The organism is Streptomyces halobius, assembly GCF_023277745.1.
In the GTDB taxonomy this organism is placed as follows: Bacteria; Actinomycetota; Actinomycetes; order Streptomycetales; family Streptomycetaceae; genus Streptomyces; species Streptomyces halobius.
Window position 1 is genome coordinate 419,040 of the sequence record NZ_CP086322.1, and the last position, 19,080, is coordinate 438,119.

The 19,080-nt window shown below is 68.3% G+C and carries 15 protein-coding genes and 2 pseudogenes; 5 read left to right on the forward strand and 12 right to left on the reverse strand.

The genetic code is table 11. The features are described from left to right. Nucleotides 1-86: 86 nt before the first annotated feature. The 6 genes and pseudogenes from K9S39_RS01875 to K9S39_RS42690 all read right to left on the reverse strand — a co-directional run bounded on the left by K9S39_RS01875 (nt 87) and on the right by K9S39_RS42690 (nt 6,013). Nucleotides 87-890, reverse strand: coding sequence for a carbohydrate ABC transporter permease (locus K9S39_RS01875; protein ID WP_248868558.1), 804 nt, complete (start codon nt 888-890; stop codon nt 87-89). Nucleotides 891-913: 23 nt separating this feature from the next. Then, nucleotides 914-1,348 (reverse strand): annotated as a pseudogene (locus tag K9S39_RS01880) (extracellular solute-binding protein); the annotation flags it as partial. Beyond that, nucleotides 1,345-2,325: a sugar-binding transcriptional regulator gene (locus tag K9S39_RS01885; protein WP_248868559.1), complete on the reverse strand. Its 981-nt coding sequence runs from the start codon at nt 2,323-2,325 to the stop codon at nt 1,345-1,347. The gene K9S39_RS01885 and the pseudogene K9S39_RS01880, both read right to left, overlap by 4 nt. Before the next feature lie 47 nt (nt 2,326-2,372). After that, nucleotides 2,373-2,783 carry an ATP-binding protein gene (locus tag K9S39_RS01890; protein WP_248861568.1) on the reverse strand — a complete coding sequence of 137 codons (411 nt, stop codon included), beginning with the start codon at nt 2,781-2,783 and terminating at the stop codon, nt 2,373-2,375. Nucleotides 2,784-4,273: 1,490 nt separating this feature from the next. Further along, nucleotides 4,274-4,879, reverse strand: a complete 606-nt coding sequence (locus K9S39_RS01895) for a TetR/AcrR family transcriptional regulator (protein WP_248861569.1) — start codon at nt 4,877-4,879, stop codon at nt 4,274-4,276. A 144-nt stretch (nt 4,880-5,023) separates the two neighbouring features. Continuing rightward, complete coding sequence (locus tag K9S39_RS42690; RefSeq protein WP_406708116.1) at nt 5,024-6,013, reverse strand: hypothetical protein; 990 nt, start codon at nt 6,011-6,013, stop codon at nt 5,024-5,026. A gap of 572 nt (nt 6,014-6,585) precedes the next feature. Between K9S39_RS42690 and K9S39_RS01905 the strand changes: the two genes are divergently transcribed. Next, nucleotides 6,586-7,113 (forward strand): SixA phosphatase family protein, encoded by a 528-nt coding sequence (locus K9S39_RS01905; protein ID WP_248861570.1) that lies wholly within the window; start codon nt 6,586-6,588, stop codon nt 7,111-7,113. A 144-nt stretch (nt 7,114-7,257) separates the two neighbouring features. Here the strand turns inward: K9S39_RS01905 and K9S39_RS01910 are convergent, their stop codons facing one another. Beyond that, the gene (locus K9S39_RS01910) at nt 7,258-7,845 is read right to left on the reverse strand and encodes a PadR family transcriptional regulator (RefSeq protein WP_248861571.1); all 588 of its coding nucleotides are present in this window, start codon (nt 7,843-7,845) and stop codon (nt 7,258-7,260) included. 125 nt (nt 7,846-7,970) lie between these two features. On the opposite strand from K9S39_RS01910, the gene K9S39_RS01915 reads away from it, so the two are divergent. Further along, nucleotides 7,971-8,372 carry a nuclear transport factor 2 family protein gene (locus K9S39_RS01915; RefSeq protein ID WP_248861572.1) on the forward strand — a complete coding sequence of 134 codons (402 nt, stop codon included), beginning with the start codon at nt 7,971-7,973 and terminating at the stop codon, nt 8,370-8,372. A gap of 32 nt (nt 8,373-8,404) precedes the next feature. Here the strand turns inward: K9S39_RS01915 and K9S39_RS01920 are convergent, their stop codons facing one another. Further along, entirely contained in the window at nt 8,405-9,343 is a 939-nt protein-coding gene (locus K9S39_RS01920) for an SAM-dependent methyltransferase (protein WP_248861573.1), read from the reverse strand. Between the two features lie 289 nt (nt 9,344-9,632). On the opposite strand from K9S39_RS01920, the pseudogene K9S39_RS01925 reads away from it, so the two are divergent. Beyond that, nucleotides 9,633-10,920: pseudogene (locus tag K9S39_RS01925) on the forward strand (ATP-binding protein). 611 nt (nt 10,921-11,531) lie between these two features. On the opposite strand, the gene K9S39_RS01930 reads toward K9S39_RS01925, so the two are convergent. Both K9S39_RS01930 and K9S39_RS01935 read right to left on the reverse strand, forming a co-directional pair. After that, nucleotides 11,532-12,062: a DinB family protein gene (locus K9S39_RS01930; protein ID WP_248861574.1), complete on the reverse strand. Its 531-nt coding sequence runs from the start codon at nt 12,060-12,062 to the stop codon at nt 11,532-11,534. 340 nt (nt 12,063-12,402) lie between these two features. Continuing rightward, entirely contained in the window at nt 12,403-13,395 is a 993-nt protein-coding gene (locus tag K9S39_RS01935; protein ID WP_248861575.1) for a tetratricopeptide repeat protein, read from the reverse strand. Nucleotides 13,396-14,477: 1,082 nt separating this feature from the next. Here K9S39_RS01935 and K9S39_RS01940 point away from each other — a divergent pair. Continuing rightward, nucleotides 14,478-14,666, forward strand: coding sequence for a hypothetical protein (locus K9S39_RS01940; protein ID WP_248861576.1), 189 nt, complete (start codon nt 14,478-14,480; stop codon nt 14,664-14,666). A gap of 436 nt (nt 14,667-15,102) precedes the next feature. Here K9S39_RS01940 and K9S39_RS01945 read toward each other — a convergent pair whose 3' ends face one another. Together K9S39_RS01945 and K9S39_RS01950 are read right to left on the reverse strand one after the other, a co-directional pair. Next, entirely contained in the window at nt 15,103-15,543 is a 441-nt protein-coding gene (locus K9S39_RS01945; RefSeq protein ID WP_248861577.1) for a (2Fe-2S) ferredoxin domain-containing protein, read from the reverse strand. A gap of 217 nt (nt 15,544-15,760) precedes the next feature. Further along, nucleotides 15,761-16,570: an MgtC/SapB family protein gene (locus K9S39_RS01950; protein ID WP_248861578.1), complete on the reverse strand. Its 810-nt coding sequence runs from the start codon at nt 16,568-16,570 to the stop codon at nt 15,761-15,763. Between the two features lie 731 nt (nt 16,571-17,301). Here K9S39_RS01950 and K9S39_RS01955 point away from each other — a divergent pair. Beyond that, on the forward strand, nt 17,302-18,975 hold the full coding sequence (locus tag K9S39_RS01955) for an ABC transporter permease (RefSeq protein ID WP_248861579.1): 1,674 nt from the start codon (nt 17,302-17,304) through the stop codon (nt 18,973-18,975). Nucleotides 18,976-19,080 lie beyond the last annotated feature (105 nt).

Below are 19,080 nucleotides of genomic sequence, written 5' to 3' on the forward strand. Positions count from 1 at the left end.
GGGCAACGGCTGTCCGGCAGTGGCCTGTCCGGGTCGTCTTGCGTCGTTCTGTCGATGACACGGGCCGTTATTTTGACCGCTCCCATCTATTTGACCGCTCCCATCGAAAAACCTTGTACCAACTTGTCCTGGGCGGCGAATCCGGCTGCCAGCACCGGCAGTGATACGGCGAAGGCCGCGGCGCAGACCTGGGACAGGAACAGGCCCTGGCTGGTGACGAAGCCGGTCAGGAAGACCGGTGCGGTGATGGAGCGGACGCCGGTGAGTACGCGGGCGAACAGCATCTCGTTCCAGCTGAAGAGGAAACAGATGAGGGAGGTGGCGGCGATTCCGGGGGCTGCGATCGGCGCGACGATGCGGCGGAGGACGGTGGGCAGGCCGGCGCCGTCGATGGCCGCCGCCTCAAGGATCTCGACGGGGATCTCGGCGAGGAACGAGCGCATCATCCACACCGCGATCGGCAGGTTCATCGCCGTGTAGAGGACCGCCATCAGCCAGAGGTTGTCCAGCAGTCCGGTGTTCTTGGCGACCAGGTAGACCGGCAGCAGGCCGGCGACGGCCGGCAGCATCTTCGTGGACAGGAAGAAGAACATCGCGTCCGACCACCTGCGTACCGGTTTGATCGAGAGAACGTACGCCGCCGGGATCGCGAGGACGAGTACGAGCATTGTCGATCCGATGGCGGCCGAGGCCGAGTTGGCCAGCGCGGGCCAGCGGCTCGTCCCGGTGGCGGTGCCGAAGAACTCACGATAGCCCTCAAGGGTCAGGGGGGCGGTGATCGAGGGCGGATTGGTGGCGGCGTCGGACTCGCTGTGGAAGGAGGTCAGGACCATCCAGGCCACGGGCAGGAAGAAGAGCAGCCCGGTGGCCCAGGCGGCCAGCCCCCACAGCGCGTCTGCACGACGCGCGAACCGGCCTCCCGGACGGGGGTGAGGATGTCGCGCTGGTCGAAGGCGGAGTCCTTGGCGACGGTGTCGTCCAACGGGGCCAGCCAGCCGAACTTGCCGTAGAGGGGTGCCTCGAAGTTGCTGATGGACGCCACGTCGTAGATGCCGGCCTGGCTGGAGAACTCCTGACTGATCTTGTCGCGTACGTCGTTCTCCGACAGGACGGTGTAGTTGACCTTGATGCCGGTCTGCCGGGTGAAATGTCTTTGCGTCAGTTTTTGCAGATCGAGCATCTGGGGGTTGTTCACCATGAGGACGTTCACCGATTCGGCGTCCCCGCCGGTGGCACCGCCCTGGCCCCATCCGGCACAGCCGGCGACGAGCAGCAGCGCGGCACAGGTCACCAGAGCGGTACGGCCGGCGGTGAGCCGCCGCGTTCTTCTCCGGCCGGGCGACGTCATGCGAGCAGGTGCTCCGTCACGGCCGTGTCCGTGACAAGTCCGTTGAACAAGCCGGTCTTCAGGGCCGCCGAGGTCGCGGTGGCCCGCTCGGCGCCGTCGGCCAGGAGAATCACATCGGGCACCCGGCGCAGTTCGTCGAAGCTGATGGCGATGATCCGTTCGCTCAATTCGGGGGCGACAATCTGCCCCTCGGCATTCAGCAGCCGACCGGACACTTCGGCGCACGCCCCTTGGCGCCGGTAGTCCTCGCGCTCGGATTCGCTGAGCGCGTCGTAGACCGTGGACAGCCCCGGGCCCCATCCCCCGACGGTGATGACCGCCTTGGTGACCTGGCTGAACCGGCCGACAGCTTCGGCGATGCCCGGCTGACGGCGAAGCATCCGGGCTGTCTTGCCATCAGGCAGCAGGAGGGGTGCGTAGATGGCGTAGGCGGCGCCTCTGGCGACCCTGGCGGCCCGTCGCACGGCGTCCACGACGTTGGCGTCCACCGGCTGCAGCGGGGTCACACCGCACAGTTGCACCACTGTGCACCGGGCCAAGCGGGTCAGTTCGCGGCCGAGCACATCGATCTCGGGCCCCCAGCCCAGCCCGAGGACATCGCCGTCGGTGACGATCTCGGCGAGCAGATCCGCCGTGACCGCGCCGAGCCGGTGGGTGACCAGCGCGGCGCCGTCCGGGTCATCGGTCTGCGAGCGGAACACCAGGGCGTGGCTCAGGCCGTACCGGATGCGCAGGGCATCCGACCGCTCCGCGTCGAGTTCGGTCGGCAGACGGATTTCGAGCCGGATCAAGCCGTCACGGACAGCGGCCTCCAGCGTCCGCGCCACCTTGAAACGGCTGATACCGAAATCCTCCGCTATCTCGGTCTTGGATTTGCCCTCCAGATAGAACATCCGGGCCATGGCGGCCGTATGCACCAGTTCTTCCGGACCCGCGTGGTGCGCGCGGGCACCGGCCTTGGCCCTCGGACGCGTCATCATCCGGCTCTCACCGCCGTCCTTCAGCAGTGCCACGCCCCAGCACATCAGCCCATGAGGGCGTCGGCCACGCGCGAGAGTGAGGCGCGGACCCATTTTCCGCCGTCGGGATCCGGTCCGCAGGTCCAGGACTCGGCGAGTGCCGAGATGATCAGCAGCCCGCGCCCGCAGCCGTCTTCCCGTCCGGCCGCTCGCTGGACGGGCAGGACCGCGGATCCGTCACGCACCTCGATGTGGAGCACCTCGGGTTGCAGCGCCAGCCGGAGGGTGAATGCCGCTTCCGGTCCCGGCTCGCTCCCCGGTCCCGTTTCCTGAGCGCCGTGACAGATGGCATTCGTGGCCAGCTCGCAGACGATCAGCACGGCGGCTTCGATCAGTTCCGCACCCTCCCCCCACCGACGCAGAGACTTTTCGGTGAAGGTGCGCGCCTGCCGGGCGGCGCGCAGGACCGCCTGCAATTCGACCGAGGCGGAGGCGACTTCGGTATCAGGGGAGACGACTTCGGTGTCTCGCGGGATGATCTCGGCATCAGGGGGGGATGGCGAAGCCGGCCACAGCGGTCATTTTCTCGGCTCTTCAAGCAACTGCACGATCGGCCCTTGAGGCTGTCGGGCCTCAAGGCGGGTACCCCGGATCTGCCGCAGCAACTGCGCTGCAACTGCTGCTCAAGTGAGCAAATGCAACTCATATGTGTATTTGCTCCTCCATTAAAGATCGCCCCCGGGAGAAGTCAATAGCGTTAAGGCCTTCCCGAGCGAGTTTTTCAAAAATGAGCGCTTTCTGCTCAATCGAGCACGAAACCCCCGACGCTCCTAACCAGGCGCAGCTGATCAATAACACTCCGCTTCCGTCAGTCGACCGAGTGGGAGTCCCGACTCCCGCCATCCGCCGGTGAATGCCCCGGAGTGCTTGGCGGGCGGCACGGGTGCCGGAACACCGTGACGGATTGCTCCAGGCTCACGGCGGAGGAATGGTCGCCCACCATGCTGTGTCCCCCGCCGCGGTCTGCAGCGATTCCGCGATATCGGCGGCGTAGGCGCCCGGTCGGCCTCGCCAAGGCGACGGAGGATACCGACGGATTCTTCCGCGGCCGCCGACGCCCTTTCCCCTTCGCCGTCCCCCGTACCTCGCCGCGAGGTCGATCAACGCGTCGGCACCGCTCCACACCGGAGGCCGCTCCCGACATCGACGCGATCGCACGCTACCGACGGCGGGCCGCCTGATCGCGAACAACGGCTTCGACCGCGCGTCCGCGAACGCCGCCATCGAGGCTGGGATCGCCGACGCGGTGTCATTCGCCGCGCACTTCATCGCCAATCCCGACCTCGTCACCCGCTTCGCCTTGGGCCGCGATCTGGCAGTCGGCGACCCTGACACGTACTACGGGGGCGGTGCCGACGGCTATATCTGGGTTCGGCTGGCTCTCTTGCGGGGTCGGTGGCCGCACCGGGAGTCATGAAGTCCGCTGCATAACCGCGCATTTCACTACGCGGCGCGGACAACAGAGGCAGACACCGGTTCCGCATCAACGGTGAGACCGCGGAGTGTGTGGCGCGTCGACTACCTATCCCTTCATTGGCGGCCACTCCGTTTCGCGAGCGCCGGTAAGGCAGCGATGTGAAATGGTAGAAGTCCGGCTAAAGCCCCCGCGAGATGAGAGGAGACGTCATGTCATCGAAGAGACGCCGTAAGAAGAAGGCGCGCCGCAAGGGCGCCAATCACGGTAAGCGGCCCCAGTGCTGAACAAGGAGCCACGACCGGACCACCCTTGAGACGTCGCATCACAACGGGAGCGAATCGCGCCTCCGGGTCGGAAAGCGGGGACGCCTCACCGCGTCCCCGCCCAGCTCCCGGCACCGAGCAGCCACACCACGCCGGGCTTCCCCACGAACAGGAGACACGGAGACACAGGACCACGGACAGGAGACGCACAGCCTGCTCACGCATGTCACCCGGCCGCACCGGCCCCACGCAGGACTGTGCTCACCGCGCGGGACACGAAGTCCTTCTCGATGGGCTGTTGACGGAGTACGACACAGAGCCAGGCGACGCCGGCCAGCAGGTCGACCAAGTGCATCGGGTCGACGTCCGCGGTGAGTTCGCCGCGTGCCATGGCCCGATCGAAGACGGGTTGCTCGCGGGCGAGCCGGTCGGCGAAGAACTCACGCACACGCACAGCAAGGTCAGGGCTATGGGTGACCGCCCCCAGCGTCGCGACGGCAATATCGGAGGCCGGCGGGGCGGTAAGGAGAGTCACGATCGACCGGAGCAGGGCTTCGAGGTCGCCTTCGAGGCTGCCGGTGTCGGACGGTTCGAGATCGAGTCGGCGGGCGCCCGTGAGCGCGGCGCCCAGGAGAGCTCCCTTGGACCGCCACCAGCGATAGATCGTGGTCTTGTTGACCCCGGACCGCTGAGCGACGCCCTCCACGGTCAGCCCCTCATAGCCCTTCTCCGCCAGCAGATCCAGCGTGGCATCAAAGATCTCCTGCGATTTCCGCGAACCACCACTGGGCCGTACGCCGTTCCGTACACCATGCCGTACGTCGCTCCGCACGCCGTTTCGCGCCTCACGCCGTGCCGGGTTTTGTACGGGGGCGGTCGCCCGCACGGTTCTCGACGCCGCAGCCTCGGCAGCTCGCGCGGCGCGGGCTGCCGAGGCGGCTCTCATGAGCTCTGGTATCTCATGAGCTCGGGTGTCTCACGAGCTCAGGTGGTACTGGGCCCACGGCTGCCCCACCCCAGCACCAGCCGGAGACGCAGAAGGAGACGGAGACGGCTCCTCATACGGCGCCGCGAACTGCCCCCACGCAGCCAACGCCTGATCCCAATCCGCAGGCAACGCCGCCACCTCCGCCACCGACTCCCCCACACCCGCACCCGGATACCAACCCGACGACACCGCCTGCCCCGACGACACCCCACCCCAACCCCCCGACTGCGACACCCCAACACCCCACTCCCCCTCAGACACCTCACCACCCGGCCGCCGATGACGACCCCCATACCCCTCCTGCACCCCAGACGGCAACCGCCCCAACGCCGACAACTGCTGCGCCCGCGCCCTCAACCGCCCCAAATCAAGCCCAAACTCCACAGCCAAATCCCGCAAATCCACCCCCGTCTGCCAACTCCCCACCAACACCGCATCCAACGCCCCCCAACCACCCCCACCCAACTCCCCCACCCCACCCAAACCCCCACCAGACCCCTCACCCACACCACCCGACGACGAACCCACCGCCCCCGACACCCCCACCGACTCCGACACCGACCCCACAACCGACCCCGACCCCGACACCGACTCCGACACCGCCACCGACCCCGACTCCGACACAGCACCCTCACCCCCCACACCCTCATCCCCCACAACCCCACCAGCCCCCGACACACCAGCCCCCGACACACCAGCCGACGCCCGCGACACAGCCGACGCCGCCGCAGCCGACAACAACTCATCCGCCACCGCCCGCGCATCCTCCTTCCCCACCGTCCGCCGCGCCACCCGCACCTCACGCTCACTCAAACCAAACAAATCAGCAACCGCCCCCGCACTCCCCACCGTCACCGCAAAAGCCGCCAACACCCGCAACCGATCCGCCTGCGCCTCATCCAACCGCGCCTGCGCCTCCCTCACCCGCTCATCCCCCACACAAAAAGCCTCCGCCAACACCGCATGACGACCCCACAACTCTCTCGGCTCCATACCGAACACAACACCCCCCACCCCCCACACGAAACCCACCCCCACTCCAAACACCACGAACGAACCCATCCACCCACAACCCGACAATCACCCCACCCCACAAACCACCACCCCACACACCACACACGAACCACCCACCAAACGAGAAACAACCCACCCCCGACCCCACCAATCAAGCAAGCACGCCTGAAACACACACCTATGGCCTACGAAACACCAACCGAAACCACAGACACAGACACCACCAACACCACCAACACCACCAACCCCCTGACCACAGACCACAGACCACAGACACGAACCACGAACCACGAACCACCAACTGCAGACCACCAACCACGCCCCACCCATCACGAACCAGCCCCACCGACACGGACCAAGAACAATCAGCAGGCGGGGCGACCGACCCGCCCCCCGATCCGCACATCGGCCCAGCCCTCACCGGACAAGTCACGCCCTGACCCACGCCGCGCCCTGCGCACCGTCAACACCAGTGCCATCCTGAATCACGCCATGACGGGGAACCCGACCGTCCCGACCCCTCTCGGAGTGTCTGCATGAATTCCCTGCGGCGCCTCGTCGTCCTCCGACACGCCAAGTCGGCCTGGCCGCCGGACGTGGCGGACCACGAGCGGCCCCTGGCACCGCGCGGCCGCCGAGACGCGCCGGCCGCGGGGCGATGGCTGAGCAATGCCGACTGGCTGCCGGACCTGGTCCTCTGCTCGACGTCCCGTCGCACACGGGAGACCTGGGACCTGGCCGCCGCGAAACTCGGCGGAACCCCGCCCCCGACGCGATACGAACCGAGCCTCTACAACGCGGCTCTCCCGGATTTGCTGGCTGCCGTACGCGAAGTCGCCCCGCACGTCCATACGTTGCTGCTGTTCGGGCACAGCCCGAGCGTCCAAGACCTGATCCTGACACTCGCCGGTGAAGGACTCGACGACACCCTCCCGCGTACCCGGGAGAAATTCCCCACCTCCGCGATCGCGGTCCTGACCTGGGACGGAACCTGGCAGGACGTCGAGCCGGGCGCGGCGCTGCTGACCGAGATGGTGGTACCGCGCGGGAAGAAGAAGAGTTGACCTGCCCCACGGAGCGCGGTACTCCGCCCGGCTGACGAGAGATCGCCGGTCATGACACCGGCATCCCGACCGGCATCCCGACGCGCCCGGCCGCCGTCCCGGCGTCCGATGCCCCGTCCCCTCGACACGCCCGACGCCTCGTCGTCACCCCTTCGCCGAGGAACGCACCGAAGAACCCGCTGAGGAACGCTGTTCCAGGATCGCCAGAGCCCGTTCGGCCCAGCGGATGTTCTCCTGCTCGAATGCACGGCCCCGCATCAGGGTCAGGTAGGGACCGATACGTTCGGCCTCGGCCAGATGCTCCTCCTCGGTCCGCCCGTCGAGCAAACGGGTGCGGAGCCGGTCGTAGCGGGCCAGCTTGGCTCGCGCCCACTCCAGCCGCTCGGTGATTGCCGCCTTGACGGCCTCGGCGTCGCCCTTGTCCACGGCCTGGACCTTGACCATGAGTTCGTCGCGGATCGCGCCGGGCTTCGGGGGTTCGGTGGTGAAGTCGTAGAGCGTCTGCCGTCCGGCCTCGGTGAGTGAGAAGAGGCGTTTGTTGGGACGGCGTTCCTGCCGGACGACCCGGGCTTCGATCAGGCCGTCCGACTCCATGCGGTCGAGCTCCCGGTACAGCTGCTGCGGGGTCGTCATCCAGAAATTGGCCACCGACGCGTCAAAGCTCTTGGACAGGTCGTAACCGGACGCCTCACCTTCCAGGAGCTCGGCCAGAACCGCGTTGCGCAATGCCATCCGTTCATCCTATGGGCGCCTCGGCCGGGCTATGGACACCCCGGCCCATTACCACTACTGTCCAAAACACTTACTCAATAAATTGACTACTGCTACCTACGTACTGCATGCGAAGGGCGGGCGGGATGACCTCCTTCCGTAAGGCCGTGGAGGCCCGTGATCACGACGCGGTCGCGGCGCTGCTGGCCGACGACGTCGTCTTCACCAGCCCGGTGGCGTTCAAGCCGTATCCGGGCAAGGCGATCACTGCGGCGATCCTGCGTGGCGTCATGCGGGTCTTCACCGACTTCCGCTACGTCCGGGAGATGGCCGGCCCGGACGGTCGCGACCACGCGCTGGTGTTCACGGCCAAGGTCGGCGATCTGGAGATCAACGGCTGCGACTTCCTGCACTTCGACGACGACGGTCTGATCGATGCCTTCACGGTCATGGTCCGCCCTATGTCGGCCGCCCAAGCCCTGGCCGAGGCGATGAATGCGCAGTTCGAGCAGATCCAGCGCGAGGCGATGCAACTGCCCGATGGCTGATGCCCACTGGGCCAAGGCCCACTGGCCCATGGCTATGGCCGCCGCCCACTCGCCGATGACCCAGTGGCCTCATGGCTACTCGTGCGGCTTGCGTGGAGGATGCCCCAACGTAGCTGTCGGTTGCGGGCGGCGGTCACCCACAGTGGCAGATTGCGGAGCAGGAGGTCGAGGTAGTCAGGGCTGATGATGCCGCGGAGCTCCGCTTCCCGCTTGCTGGTCTCGTCCGCCAAACGGACGTAGTGAGTGACCAGTTGATCGCTGTAGTCGTCGAATTCGACGTGGTCCAGGCCGAGCCCGGTGAGCCGGCGGACGTAGCCGGACGGTGTCGCGAGCGCGTCCACGCCGAGGCGGGACACGACCGGATGGAGTACGTCGGGCGGTGTGTCCTCGGCGGCCATGAGGTCGGTGAAGGCGAGCGCACCTTCAGGCTTGAGGACGCGTGCCGCCTCGCTCAGCACCCTCGCCCGGTCGCCGCTGCGGCACAAGGCTTCCAGGGAGCACACGGCGTCGAAGTGCGCGTCGGCATACGGGACGTCATGGAAGGAGCCGGTGACGACCTCGATGAAGCCGTCCAGGCCTCGCTCGGTGTTGGTCCGGCGGTGGCGGTCGTTCTGGTGCGCGCTGAGATTGAGCGCGACGACGCGGCAGCCGAAGCGTTCCGCCAGGTAGCGGGCGGTCCCGCCGTAGCCGGAACCGAGGTCGAGTACGGACCTTTCGGGCCCGAGACAGCCCTTGAGCCTGTCCGCCAGCCGCTCGACGGTCCGCCGGGAGGCGTCCGCGATCGGCTCCTGTGCATGGGCATAGATGCCGGTATGGATGTCTTCGCCGCCCCACACGACGTCGTAGAAGGCGTCGACGTCGCTGGACTCGTAGTATTGGCGTGTCGCGTCCTCGCCGGCTCCCGTTGTGGCGCCGGGGTCCGCGGGAGCTTCGGGGCCCCTTTTCGCGTTCCTCCGCAAGTCGTGGTCCATACGTACTTCCTTCGGTTGTGACCGTCGGCCGCCCCCGTCGGGCCCTCGGCGCCAAGCCTCGCTCCCCCGCAGCGGCCGGCCTAGGGATGAATCAGCCAATACCCGAGGAAAATGCCCCCGGAGTGCGCACGGAGAGCACCTCGCCGCACCCACCCGACGCACGCCGGACAGCCCGCTGCCGCCGCATGCGGAACGTAGCGGTTCCCGCGCCGGATTGTGCACAGTGGAGCAGAACCCCGTCCCCGCCGCCCCAGCCTCACTGCAACATCACCAACGAGGGGCGGTACCGGTGGACTGGCACATCCACGACTACCGCGAGAACGATCTCGCCGAGGTGGTCCACCTGATCGACTCCACGCCGATCTCGGTCAGGAGTCGGTGTTCTCGCTCACCCAGTGCATCAGCGCGCTCAGCTCCCGGCAGCCTGCCGTGGTGGCCGTCCATCAGGGCGTCCCCATCGGGGCGGCGCTCGCCCACATGGCCGGCGAGCGAGGCTGGGTGATGCGTATCGCCATCGCCGCGGCCTGGCGTGGCCGGGGGCCGGCGAGTGCGCTGCTGGTGGAGCTGGAGCGGCGTCTGATCGCCGCCCGGGTGAGCCGTATCGCGTATGTGCTCCCTGAAAAGGACCTCCTCGGTGAGGGACTGCTCAACGCGGGCTATACCAGGCAGCCCGCCGTGGCCTACTTCAAGAAGGCCGAGCCGCACCACGGGCCGTCGGCGAGCCTTCTGGAAGACCTCGGCGGACGGTTCCTGCCCGCCGGCCTGTGGGCCGAGGTGGCCGGCATGGAGACGGAGAAAGCCCTGATCGAACGGCGTGTCGTCCGGCCGCTGGCGGTGCCGGAACGCGCCGCCCGGCACGGGGTCCGGCCGCCGCGGGCGATCACTCTGTTCGGTCCGCCCGGGACCGGCAAGACGACGTTCGCACGGGGTATCGCCGCCAAGCTCGACCGGCCGTTCGTCGAGTTGCTGCCGTCCCGGCTGGCCGACCAGGGCAACCTCGCGGCGGCGCTGCGCAGCGCGTTCGCCCGGATGGCGGAGCTGGAGCGGGTGCTGGCCTTCATCGACGAGGTCGAGGAGATCGCGCCGGTCCGCACCGGGCCGGCGCAGCCCGGCGGGCTGCACGGGGTGACCAACGAACTGCTCAAGCTCATACCCGGGTGCCGGGAGCGGACGAGCGGCTGCTGGTCTGTGCGACCCATTCCATCCGTTCGCTCGATCCGGCGTTCCTGCGCCCCGGCCGGTTCGACTACCTGATCCCGACCAGTACGCCTGATCCGGCCGCCCGATCGGCGACCTGGTCCCGGTATACGGAGGGCCGGGCCGAGGTGGATGTGGCGGCGCTGGTGGCGGCCGGCGAGCTGTTCACCCCGGCGGACATCGAGCACGCCGCGCGGGTGGCTGTGCAGGCGTCGTTCGAGCGGGACGTGGAGCCGGTCGGGCCCGGGGCGGGCGTCCGGAGACGGCTCGGGGCGAGCACCGAGGACTACCTCGACGCCATCGCCCAGTGCCGGCCGAGCGTCACACCGGTGATGATTGACGAGTTCGGCGCGGACATCACGGCCCACGCGCGCTGTTGAGGGAGTGGCCGGACGAATTGCCGTCTTCAGGCGTTGGGCGAGGCGGAGGGGAAACCGCGGGCATTCGCCCTCCTCCGCCTGGCCCGAACCTGCATGGAAATCCGTCAGTTGCACATGGACAGAATGTTAAGGACACCGTTGTTGCAATGGTGGCCCTCGTCGCCGCCCATCGGTCTCGACTGGGCAGCCGTGGCCTTCGTGGCGACGTGGGTGGCGGACGTCGCGGCGGAGGCGGCCGGCGCCGCCCCTGCCGCAAGCGAAAAGCTCAGGACAGCGCTGACCGTGATGACGGGTACAGCTTTCATGGAGCGAGCAATGTGTGTGTTCATGGGATCACCATGCATGCCCTTCTGGCCACCTGCACGTCGAGCGCGGCGACCGGGTGAGCCAAGCTGAATCAAGATCAGATCCCGTACCGGGCATGCTGGTCCGGCACCCCGACTCACGGCCCGGATGCCGGAACTGACGCCCCTTCTGCTCAGCAACGGCTCACCTCATTCCCACAGTTCCGCCCGACGTGTCCCCCTGGTCACGGCGACGCCCGACAAACCGGCCTCAACGCTCAACTCGCCCAATGAGCAAGGTGTTTCAACCCGCCGACCGCGCTCGCACTACCGAAGACAGGCAAGGGTCGCGGGCGCGTAGCCGAATCGCTCGGGAACTCTCACACCCAGCGTGCGGGCCATGGGCACCATCACCGCGATGTGGTGGACCGTGTGATGGGAGACGAACAGCAATTCCCGGCCTGCGGTGGAGCGGGTAGCGGCGAGGGAACCATCCGAGTCGACGACGCTGATCACCTCCACCGGACGGTCGAGGGGACGCGCGGCGAGACCACGCACCTCGGACCGGACTTCCCCGAGCCGGTCGAGCGCCACGCTCCGATCCTTTTCCAGCGCGGTGCCCCGTACGCGTCTGTCGTATTCGACCGTTCCGCTGTCGATACCGGCCAGGATCGCGGTGTAGTGGTCCACGCAATGGCGTACATGGCCGGCGATGCTGCTGGCCCCTTCGGGCCGGTGGACGTACTGCGCGTCGGTGAGCATGCCGACCAATTCCTGCACCTGGTGCAGTTGCTCGGCAGCGCAGTTCGTCACCATGACGGAGTGCTCTTCTGCCGTGTCATTTCCCTTTGCCGCCATGTCCTTTCTCCCTGTCACCATGACAGTTCGCTTTGTTCCCGCGACAGTTCGCCTTTCCACCGTGTCGCCGAGCTCACTCGCCGTGGCAGCTTGATCTCGCAATTGGCATGCTCGCTTTCCGAGTTACGGTGTCCGGGTGCGGATCACCGCCACCCTCGGTGCCGGTCACGCAATATCCGGTCCACCCCTGAGCCAGGATCGACCACCGTATCGGCCGTCCCGGCCCACTCGCCGCACCCGAGTGACGGCACATCACCCGAAGGGACGCATCCGGAGCACCTGTCCGGCAGGAGCGTCAGACGGTGGGGCAGGCGCCCACCGGTGCAAGAACCGCCGTGATTCAAGAACCGCCGCGACGTGAGCCGCGGCTCGGAGGGCGGCCGGCGCTTACGGCCAGCAGTTGCCGTGAGGCGAGCGTGTGCGGGTGACAGGAGCCGAGAGTGTGCTCGCGGGCCGGAATCAGCCCGCGCAGCATCGCGGCGGCTTCGTCCGGGCGACCTGCGGCGCTCGTCCATCGGGCCAGTTGGTGCCAGGTCTCCAGCGTCCGATGATGGCGTGATCCTTGCACCTGGCGTCGGATCTCCAGGAGTTCCCGCAGCCTTGCCACCGCCTCGTCGACCGCACCCGCCTCGCCGGTCCGGCGGGCGAGTTCATGCCGGGTGGTCAGGGTGTGCGGATGCTCGTCGCCGAGCACCTCCTGACGGTGGGGCAGGAGATCCCGGAGCATGTCGCGGGCTTCGCGGGGATGTCCGGCCTCACCGGTCCAGCGGGCGACCTCGTGGCGCGTCCTCATGGTTCCCGGATCCGCCGGGCCCGCGAGGCCGTCTCGTACGGGAAGCAGTTCCCGCAGCATGGCGAGGGCCCGGTGGGGATTACCCGCGGCGCCGATCAGGGCCGCGGCCCCGTTGCGGGTGACGAGGGTGTCCGGATGCGCGGGGCCGAGTACGCGTTCCTGGCCGGCGAGTGCCGCGAGACGCAGCCGGGCACCCTTGGCCGGGTCGCCGCTCTCACCGATGAAGTAGCCGAGGCTGTCCAGCGTGTAGAGGGTGTCGGGATGCTGCTTGCCCTGCATCCGCTCGCGCGTGCCGAGCAGCTCGCGAAGGAGGGCGACGGCCTCCGTCAGACGTCCGGCGTCGCCGGTCCACAACCCGAGCCCGTCGCGCACGGCCAGGGTCTCCTCGTGCTCCGGTCCGAGCGCCCACTCGTAGCGGGGTAGGAGACCTTCGAACAGGGCGGCAGCGGCACGGTGATCGCCACGCTTTCCCACCTGTTGTGCGTTCTCTCGCCGGCGACGGAGGTCGTCGAGCCTGGTAGCTTCCTGCCCTCGCGTCATGGTGAAGCCTCCTTCGCGGCCGCCGTGAGCACGGTGTGGAGTCCGTGCTACCCGTGGGAGCCGCGCCACGAAGCATCAGGGACTCGGCGGGGGCGCGGGACGCATCGGTACGCGCCATGGGCCGACGTCGGCGTGAAGCGCGAATCGGCGCGTCGACGGCGTGCCATCGGTGCACCGTTGGTGCGCTGCCTGCGCCCAACTACCCTGCGCTGCCTGCCTGTTAGCGAGAGCGGCACTGAAGCACGGCATCTCTGGGTGGCGTGATCGCCGCACCCAGCTCGCCGTCGAGGCATCACCGCGCTTGGCGGAATCCCAGCTGCGACGGTCACGGGTGTGCTGCGTCTTGGTCGCGGTCACGCTGTCGGTGGCACCCAGTGCCAACCGAGCTGCCCGGCCCGGGCTCGCTCGGACTGTCCGGCCGTCAGCCTCGGAGCTGCGAGGCGAGGGGCGTGGAGTGGGAGATAAGTGTGCGCGCACAAAACAGTCCCCGGTAGTCCACAACGTCACCATCAGCCTCAGTCGTCGCTGAAGCTCCGGTTTCGAGGGGCTCCGGGGGCCTAGCCAGAGCCTGACCAAGGGTCTCTTGTTGATAGACGTCTCTACCAACGGTGTGGCTCTCCGGCTTTCTGGTGTATTCACTATTTTCCTCACGTTTCCTCCGCAGTCAAGGGGTTTCTCCACAGAATCGAGGCGTGGCAGGTCAGGCGCGACGCGAACGTCGGACAACAGCCGACCCGCGCGCCGGACGACAGCCGGGCAACGCAGCTTGCGACAGCTGGGCACTCCACAGCCCGCGGACGCGTCGCGGCACTGGCCCGCTACGCACCAGGCCGCCGACGCCGCTCGCCCTCCCTCCTCAGGGCCGCCACACCGCCTTCGAGCCTGTTCAGCGCCACGCTCCGCCCCCGTGCACCAGCAGCTGCCCCAAGACCAGTACTCGGGGATCGCGACTCCCGGGAGGCCGTCCCCCTCAGGAGTGAAGACTCGGCAATATGCGCATGTCCTGAGCCTCCAGGCGTCAATTTCCTCGTGGATCGCCGCAGTATGCGATCCACGAGGAAACCGAAGCGAAGGGGTTTGACATGCTCACAGCGCCGCGCTCCACTTGGGCCGCATCCGCCGCCCTGGCCGGGCTGCTTCTGGCCGCAGTACCCACCGTCACCGCATCTGCCGCCCCCGCCACCGCACGAGGTGCAGCCGTCACAGCAGACGCGAACCATTCCTGCCGTTACTACGAGGGCACGCAGGGGGCGGCGCGCAAGCCGGTCTAGCGTTGCTAGGTATCAAAGCGACGCTACGGCCCGGAGGCCGCCAGTGCCAGGGCCTGGTGGTGATCGACGGGTACGTGGACACCTCGTGAAAGGGCCATCCGGCCCGCTGCCTGTGCGAGATGCCTTTCGGCTGCCGCGGGACCCGCTTGGCTGCCGCGAGATCCGCGAAGGACGAGCGGTTCTCACCTAGGGCGGCGTGGGCCGCTGCGCGGCGGGGTGCGCGTCCCGCGTGGAGAAACGCGGTGGAGGAATGCGCGGGTGGCATGGGGGGCGCCGAGCAGGCGACGCTTACCGCCGCCTCCCCGAGAGCGATGGCCTGGCGAGGGTCGCCGAGGCGGTGGGCCCGCGCGCCGAACCGGACGGCACCCGGGGCTGCTCGTCGGCGGCCCCGCCCATCACAGCAGCTGCGTTGTCGCCCGTGCGATCCGCCCGCCTGTCACCGTCGTGCACGGCGTGCGCGAGCGCGGGTGCGCGACTGCGCCTCGCCGGGAGAGGGCACGAACCGGAGCTCCAGGCTGGGCGGAGGCGGGGCGATGCCCGGTCCGCCGGCCGTCACCCAGGTGAGGACGGCGTCGGTGCTGTCGTCCTCCAGCACCCAGGCGATCCAGACCGCCCGGCCACCGCGTCGACGGCCTTCGCCGGAGGGCTGGACGACGATGATGTTGGCCTGACTGCACGGGCCGAGGCATTCGCTCGTCCGGACCGCCAGCCGTCCGCCCGATTCCGCTGCGGCGGCGCGGAGCCGGGCGAGCTGCCACGCGTGGTCGGTGCCGGGATGCTTGCGCGGGCTGCCGCAGCAGCAGCCGCGGCACACCACCAGCGTGCAGGGACGGCCGCGGGCCGCGCCGATCCTCGTCCGGCTGCCCGGGCCCGTCACGGGCGGTCCACGTCGCCATACGCCAACTGCCCGACGAAACCGGCCGCATCGTCATCGAGGGCGAACAACTTCCTTACAGACTCCCGCACTTCGGCCATGCGCGGATTCTGCCCAGGAGGCCACGGACCTACCGTCATCACATGTTCCTCCAGTGGGCGCATTGGGCGGATTAGGCACAGCGGGCGCAGAGCGCGACCCACATCATGCCGGATCGGTTCTAGTTGGCCCGCACACGCCCACAGGCCACCCGACCACCACCCCGGCCGGAGAGCGCTTCACGCTCGCCCCCCTCCCCGCTCACGGCCATGACCTCCCGCTCGGTCTCTGCGGGCGTCGCGTCCAGATGCCAGTGCAGGTCGCGGATTCCGGGCTCCAGGGACAGCCGGGCGATGGACTGCTCCAGTGCGCGGGCCGGGTCATCCGTGACCGCGACGACGGTCTGCAGTCCGGTCGTGCCCTCGTCCTCCCGCCGCACCCGCAGCCCGGTGGGAGTGAGCCCGCCGGCCGCCAGGGACTGCAGCAGCAGCGCGCGGATATGGGTCTCGTCGCCCCGGTCGCACAGCACGTGGACGGTGGCATGGGCCCCTTCGGTGTCCGGATCGTGCTGGGGTACGCGGTCGATCATCCGCCCGGCGGGACGCAGGACGAGGTGGATCATGAGAACCGCGCCGGTGCCGAACAGGGCCAGAATCAGGCGCCCGGAGGCCGACAGCACCCCGACGGCGGCCGAGCACCACAGCGTGGCCGCGGTGTTCAGGCCGCGGATGGAGGCGCCGTCACGCAGGATGACACCGCCACCGAGGAAGCCGATGCCGGAGACGACGTACGAGGCGACGCGGGTGGGGCTGCCGGGGTCGCCGACGACATCGCTGTAGAGGACGAAGAGGGTGGCGCCGGCGGCGACCAGAGCGTTGGTACGCAGCCCCGCCATACGGGCGCGCCACTGCCGCTCGATGCCGATCAGGGCGCCGCAGGCGACACCGACGCCGAGCCGGAGGGCGAAGTCGAACGTGCTCAGAGCGGCCATGAGGGCCTCCTCTCACCCTGCGCGGACAGGGCGACGGGGCACGCGGCGCGTGACGTGGGTCGACGGCTACCGCGTACCGGAAGGGTGCGTGGACAGAGGGATGCGGGGCCGGCCACGGCCCGGCCGACTATGACTGCGATCCATGTCTCTCACCCCCTCCGGCTCCCATGAGGACTCCAGGCCCTCAGGTCTTCAGGCCCGCCACGAGGATAGGCACATACTTGCACGACTACGCAAGTAACCGGGTCGGGTGGCGCGCATCCTTGACACGGCACAGACGCAGTTATTTGCGTAACCGCGCAACAAGCGGCAGACTCGCCTGCATCGCTGAGCGCATTCACCCTGATGCGTTGAATGCGCTCTTCTGATGCGATGCATGCGCTCTGCGCGGAACGCATGCATCGCCGAACGCATCTGCATGGGTGAACGCATCACGAAACGACGGAAGGGAGGCAGCCGTGAGTGAAGACCCTCCCAGTCCCGTCCGCTGCCTCGTCGGCGGTCTCTGACTTCCGCACGTCTCATCTCTCCATGCCGGGCCGGTGCCGTCCGGGCGAGCCCTCGCGCGCCCGGTGCCCCACCGTGCCCGCATGTGGTCGGAGGTTCTTGTGATGTCATTCCGGAAGAGCGGTCCCGCGGTTGGGGCCTCCCCTGCTCGCGAGCAGTCGAGCGCTTGGGGAAGGGCCTCGCTCCCCGCTCGGTTCGCCGGCCGGCTGTCCCGTCTGACCTGGGTGGATGTGGTGGTCGCGGCGGCCGTGCTGGTGCTGCTCTACCTCGTGCTGCGGGTCGGGCAGGGGACCACGGTCCGCTTCTCCACCGATCAGTCGGTGCGGGTGGACACCGATCCCGCCCAGCTGCCGTACGACGCGGCGCGCTCGTTGCTGCGGATGTTCGTCGCGCTGGCCGTGTCCACTGCATTCACCTTCATCTATGCCTATGCCGCAGCCAAGAGCCGCCGCCTGGAGCGGATCCTGATCCCGGCGCTGGACATCCTGCAGTCCGTCCCGGTGCTCGGCTTTCTGACCGTCGCCGTCAGCGGGTTCATCGCCCTGTTCCCCGGCTCGATGCTGGGCCTCGAATGCGCGTCGATCTTCGCGATCTTCACCTCGCAGGCGTGGAACATGACCTTCGGGTTCTACTACTCCCTCACCTCCCTCCCGCGTGAACTCGACGAACTGTCACGGTCGTTCCGGTTCACCAGGTGGATGCGGTTCTGGAGGGTCGAGGTGCCGTCCGGGATGATCGGCCTGGTCTGGAACGGCATGATGAGCTTCGGCGGCGGCTGGTTCTTCCTCGTCGCGTCCGAGGCGATCAGCGTCAACAACCGGGACTTCGCACTGCCCGGCGTCGGCTCGTACGCCGGAGCCGCCATCGCCGACGGCGACCTCGGCAAGGTCGGCTGGGCCATCCTCACCATGGCCGTGATGGTCATCGGCGTGAACTTCCTGTTCTGGCGGCCGCTGACCGCTTGGGCGGAGAGGTTCAAGAACGAGCAGGCCGAGGCCAGCGAGGTCCAGCGCTCGGTCGTACTGAACTTCCTGCGCCGCTCCAACTGGCCGCGGCTCCTGGGCGTGGTGCTGCGACCCGTGGGCCGTGGGCTGAGCCGAGCGACTCGGGTTTTCGGCACCGATGACCGGCCGCTGACCGTCGACCCGGTGCGGCAGCGCACCGGCGACCTGGTCTTCGGGGGCATCGCGGGCGTGCTGGTCCTGTGGGGCCTGACCGACCTCGGCCGTTACCTCCACGACCGCACCGGCCTCGGCGTGCTCGGCGAACCGCTGCTGGTGGGCCTGGTCACCCTCGCCCGCGTCGTCATCCTCGTCGCCGTCGCGACAGTGATCTGGGTGCCGATCGGCGTAAAGATCGGCTTCTCTCCGAAGCTCACCCGGATCGCCCAGCCGGTCGTCCAGGTGCTGGCCAGCTTTCCCGCCAACTTCCTCTTTCCGCTGGCCGTTTGGTTCTTCCTCAGGACCGGCGTGTCCCTCGACGTCGGCGGCATTCTGCTGATGGCGCTGGGTGCCCAGTGGTACATCCTCTTCAACACCATCGCCGGCGCCATGTCCATCCCCACCGATCTCCGTGAGGCCATGGACGACCTGGGTGTACGCGGCTGGCAGCGCTGGAAGCGGCTGATCCTGCCCGGGATCTTCCCCTCCTACGTCACCGGCGGCATCACCGCCTCCGGCGGCGCCTGGAACGCCTCCATCGTCGCCGAGGTCGTCGTCTTCGGCGGCACCACACTCACCGCCACCGGACTCGGCGCGTATATCGCGCGGGCCACCGCCGACGGCGACTTCCCGCACCTGATCGCGGGCGTGGCGGTGATGAGCCTGTACGTCGTCGGCCTCAACCGCCTTGTCTGGCGGCGCCTTTACCGGCTCGCCGAAACCCGATTCGCCCTCTGATTCCTCCCTCTTCTTTCGATATCCCCCTGACTTCCTCTCCCCCGGCTTCCTTCCTCCGACCTTTCCGTCCGGTGCGGCCCAGAGCCGTTCCCCGTACCCCTCATC